The sequence below is a fragment of the Nocardia sp. No.11 genome (assembly GCF_038752175.1).
In the GTDB taxonomy this organism is placed as follows: domain Bacteria; phylum Actinomycetota; class Actinomycetes; order Mycobacteriales; family Mycobacteriaceae; genus Nocardia; species Nocardia canadensis.
On sequence record NZ_JBCGFB010000217.1, the window covers coordinates 1 to 4825 of the forward strand.

At 73.0% G+C, this 4825-nt stretch carries 3 protein-coding genes; all 3 read left to right on the top strand.

What is annotated here, in order from left to right:
• Positions 1–103: 103 nt before the first annotated feature.
• Positions 104–1834, top strand: a complete 1731-nt coding sequence (locus tag V8688_RS31230; protein ID WP_342802312.1) for a beta-hydroxydecanoyl-ACP dehydratase — start codon at positions 104–106, stop codon at positions 1832–1834.
• The gene (locus V8688_RS31235) at positions 1834–3399 is read left to right on the top strand and encodes a PfaD family polyunsaturated fatty acid/polyketide biosynthesis protein (RefSeq protein ID WP_218715835.1); all 1566 of its coding nucleotides are present in this window, start codon (positions 1834–1836) and stop codon (positions 3397–3399) included. Before V8688_RS31230 ends, V8688_RS31235 begins: the two co-directional genes overlap by 1 nt.
• On the top strand, positions 3396–4825 hold a 1430-nt coding region (gene accD, locus V8688_RS31240), incomplete at its 3' end, for an acetyl-CoA carboxylase, carboxyltransferase subunit beta (protein WP_342802313.1). The genes V8688_RS31235 and accD, both read left to right, overlap by 4 nt.

Consider the following 4825-nt stretch of genomic DNA (forward strand, 5'->3'; position numbering starts at 1 on the left):
CCACCGAGCGGGGTCCGGCGCACCGGCCGGCTCAGCCGGCACGGCCCAGCTCACACGTACAGGCCAGGCCGCTGGGGCGGGCCGGACCGACGGTGGCGAGTCGGTGTCGATCGGCCTCCGCGGCGCGGCGGCTGGTCCGGTGCCGCAGCCGGGCACCGGGGGAGCCGTGGCCGGCGAGGCCGGTTCGGCAACCTCTCCGGTAGCCAGGGAAGGCGCGTTCAAGCCGCTGGCGCGTACCGGGCGCACCCAGCTCGACCGCGCGGCCCTGGAATCACTGGCCCAGGGTGCGATCACCGAGGTGTTCGGACCCGGCCATCAGCGCGACGGTGTCGCGGTGGCCGCACGGCTCGCTGCCGGGGAACCGCTGGCGCTCACCGAGATCGCCTCGATCGAGCTCTACGGCGGAACCGGCGACGGTCGCGTGGTCGCCCACTACGACGGCGCGTTCGGCGCGGCCGCGCGTCAGGCCGCCGAGGTGTTCGCTCTGTTCACCGGTATGCACCTGTGTCTGTCGGGCAGCACACTGACCGGTGCCACCCCGGCGGTGTCCGGCGCGGCCCGCGGGACGCTCGAACTCGTCGTCACCGGCCTGGATCTCGTGCCCCGCCCGCACGTCGTGGCCACCGCGAGTGTCAGCGGTGGCGAGGCGAGCGTGGCGGTCCAGGTCACCGTCGCCGAACCCTCCGGCGCCGACGTCGGCCCGGGCCGGGCCGTGCCGGGCCTGCTGCTCAACGAGTTCCACATGACGCACCTGGCCCGCGGTGATCAGGCGATCGCGATGGGCCCGGAGTTCGCGGAGTACACCGGTGTGCGTGCGACCCGCCTGCCCACCGGCGGCCTGCTCCTGGTCGACCGGGTCCGCGACTTCGACGGTGCCCGAGGCACGCTCGACGCCGCGTCCTACACCACCGAGTACGACTCGCCCGCCGACTCCTGGTACTACGCCGACACGGCCAACGACTCCATGCCGCACTTCGTGTACATGGAGACCTCGCTGCAGGCCGCGCTGCTCATGGGTTACTACGCCGGGCCGACGCTGACCCAGCCGGGCGTCACTCTGAGCCTGCGCAATCTCGGCGGCACGGCCACCGTACTGCGCCAGGTCGACCTGCGCGACCGCACGATCGAGCAGTCCTCGCGGATGCTGTCGACGACGATCCTGCCCGGGTCCTCGCTGCAGACCTTCGACTACACGCTCAGCGTCGACGGCGAGCCGTTCTACACCGGCGAGACCATGTTCGGGTACTTCAGCGACGAGGCGCTGGCGAACCAGACCGGCCTGGACGCGGGCCGTCCCGCCCCGTCCTGGCTGGCCGAGCACCCGCGGGCCCAGGTCAGGACGATCGACGTGGCCGCCCGCCGCGCCGATCCGTCCGCACCGCTGTGCTCGCGCGGCACGCTGGCCCTGATCGACCGGATCGACGTGGTCGACGGCGGCGGCGAACACGGTGCGGGATACCTGCATTCGCTGCGCGCCATCGACCCCGACGACTGGTTCTTCGCCCGCCACTTCCACCTCGACCCGGTCATCCCCGGTTCGCTCGGCGTGGAATCGGTGATCCACGCCGTGCAGGAATGGCTCGTCGACGCAGGCCACGCCGCGGGCATGGCCGATCCGGTGTTCCGTATCCCCGCCGACATCCCGTTCAGCTGGCGCTATCGCGGCCAGTTCCTGCCCACCGACGGCACCGTCGAACTCGAGGCGCACATCAAGGAACTGCGCCGTGGTCCGCACGGGGTGACGGCGGTGGTGGACGGTTCGCTGTGGAAGCCGGGCCTGCGGATCTACGAAGTCACCGATCTGGCCGTCGAACTCGTCGATCGGAGGGCGTGATGACCACGATGCGCACCGCGGTGGCGAACACCGCCGAGGAGATCACCGCGCTGCTGCTCGATCTGGACGCCCCCGTCTGGATCGTCCGCACCGCGGACGGGGTCGGCGCCACCGCCGACCAGGCCGTGGCGGCCGGAGCCCAGGTGCTCGCCGCCGTCGCGCCGCTGCCGCCGCAACGGCTCGGCGACAGCGCGTTCCGCGCCGCGCACGGGGTCAGGGCGGCGTATGCCGCGGGCGCCATGGCCAATGGCATCGCCTCACCCGCCCTGGTGAAAGCCATGGCGCGCAACGGCTATCTGGCCGCCTACGGCGCGGCCGGAGTCCCGCCCGCCGCGGTCGACGCGGCGCTGGGCGAGCTGGCCCGGGAGCTGGGCGGACAGCCGTTCGCCTGCAACCTCATCCACAGTCCCAGCGAGCCCGCGCTGGAACGCGCCATCGTCGAGGCCTGCCTGCGCCACGACGTGCGCTGCGTGGAGGCCTCGGCCTTCATGGATCTCACCGCCGAGGTCGTGCGGTACCGGGCCGCCGGCCTCACGGTGGACCGGCAGGGCGGCATCGCGATCGGGCACCGGGTGATCGCCAAGGTGTCCCGGGTCGAGGTGGCCGAGCTGTTCCTGCGGCCCGCGCCCGCGCGGCTGTTGAGCGAGCTCGTCGCGGCGGGCCGGATCACCGCCGAGCAGGCCCGCCTCGCCGAGCGGGTGCCGATGGCCGACGACATCACCGCCGAGGCCGATTCCGGCGGCCACACCGACCGCCGACCGCTCACGGTCCTGCTGCCCGAACTGATCGCGGCCCGGGATCGCCTGGCCGCCACCGTGACCGGGGCCGACCGGGTGCGCATCGGTGCCGCGGGCGGGATCGGCACCCCCGATGCCGTCGCGGCCGCCTTCGGGCTCGGCGCGGCCTATGTGGTGACGGGGTCGGTCAACCAGTCGGCCGTCGAGGCGGCGCAATGCGGCGCCACCAAGACCTTGCTGGCCAGGGCCGAATTCGCCGACTGCGCCATGTCGCCGTCCTCGGACATGTTCGAACTCGGCGTGCAGGTCCAGGTGCTGCGGCGCGGCACCATGTTCGCCGCCCGCGCCCAGCGGCTCTACGACGCCTACCGCGCCTACGACGGTCTCGACGCTCTGCCCGCGACGCTGCGCGCCGAGCTCGAGTCCAGCCTGTTCCGCAGGCCGCTCGACGAGGTGTGGCAGGAGTGCGTGCAGTACTTCACCGAACGCGACCCGGCCCAGCTCGCCGGCGCCGAACAGGACCCGAAGGCGAAGATGGCGCTGGTGTTCCGCTGGTACCTCGGCCTGTCCTCGGGCTGGAGCATCCGCGGCGAGTCCGACCGGGTCGCCGACTACCAGATCTGGTGCGGGCCCGCGATGGGCGCCTTCAACACCTGGGCGGCGGGCACCTACCTGGCCGCGCCGGAGAACCGCGCCGTCGCCGACATCGCGGGACAGCTGCTGTTCGGCGCCGCCTACCTGACCCGCGTCGCCCAGCTGCGGACAGCGGGTGTCCGGCTGCCCGCGGCCAGTGCCCGTTACGTCCCACGCCCGCTGGAGGACCGATGACCATCGTCGAGACCGGAACCGCCACCACCGGCACCGCCTGGATGCTGTGCCCGGCCTGCGGGACGGTGATCTACGTCAAACGCTACGACCGGGCCGACCGGGTCTGCCCCGAATGCGACGACCACGGCATGCTCACCGCCGATCAGCGCATCGACCAACTGCTGGACGAGGATTCGGCCCGGCCGATCGTCACCGCGGCCACCGTCACCGATCCGCTGGGATTCGTCGACACCCGCCCGTACCCCGAGCGGGCCGAGCAGGCGCGCCGGGCGACCGGGCTGCCCGAGGCGATCCGCTGCGTGCGCGGCACCCTCGACGGCACGCCGATCGTGCTGGCGGTCATGGACTTCCGCTTCCTCGGCGGCAGTCTCGGCAGCGCGGTGGGCGAGGCGGTCACCGCCGCCGCCGAGGCGGCGCTGGCCGACCGCGCGCCCCTGGTGATCGTCACCGCCTCCGGTGGCGCGCGCATGCAGGAGGGCATTCTCGCGCTCATGCAGATGGCCAAGACCAGCCGCGCGCTGCGCCGTCTCGACGACGCGGGCGTGCTGACCGTCTCGATCATCACCGACCCGACCTACGGCGGTGTGGCCGCCTCCTTCGCCACCGCCACCGACATCATCATCGCCGAACCCGGCGCGCGCCTCGGCTTCGCGGGCCCACGAGTGATCCAGCAGACCATCGGCCAGACCCTGCCCGCCGGCTTCCAGACCGCCGAGTTCCTGCTCGACCACGGCATCGTCGACATGATCTGCCACCGTTCGGCACTGCGCGCCCGGCTGTCACGGTTGGTCGCGATGACCACTCGCCCGTCGCGCCGCACCGAGCCCGCCGACACCGACGCCGTCATCACCGACCCGGCCGTGCTCGCCGCCCGCGGATCCTGGGACTGCGTGCGCGCGGCGCGCCAGCTGGGCAGGCCGACCACCCTGGACTACCTGGCTGCCGCCTTCGACGATTTCGTCGAGCTGCACGGCGACCGGATGTCGGCCGACTGCCCGGCCATGATCGCGGGCCTGGCCCGTCTCGACGGCCTGCCGGTTGTGGTGGTCGGGACCCAGAAGGGCCACACCGGCGCCGAACTGACCGAACGCAACTACGGCATGCCGACCCCGGCGGGCTACCGCAAGGCCGCCCGGGTGATGCGGCTGGCCGCCAAGCTCGGTCGCCCGGTCGTCGCGCTGGTCGACACCGCGGGCGCCTACCCCGGCATCGAGGCCGAGGAGCAGGGTCAGGCCGTGGCCATCGCCGAGTCGCTGAAACTGCTGGCCGGACTGCCCGTTCCGGTGGTCACCGTGATCACCGGCGAAGGCGGCAGCGGGGGAGCGCTCGCGCTCGCGCTGGCCGACCGGGTGCTGGTGTGCGAGAACGCGGTCTACTCGGTGATCAGCCCGGAAGGCTGCGCCGCCATCCTCTGGAAGGACCCGGC

Excerpts from the sequence above, each read along its gene's own strand:
- V8688_RS31235 (WP_218715835.1), top strand. The coding sequence starts at position 1,834 with ATGACCACGATGCGCACCGCGGTGGCGAACACCGCCGAGGAGATCACC.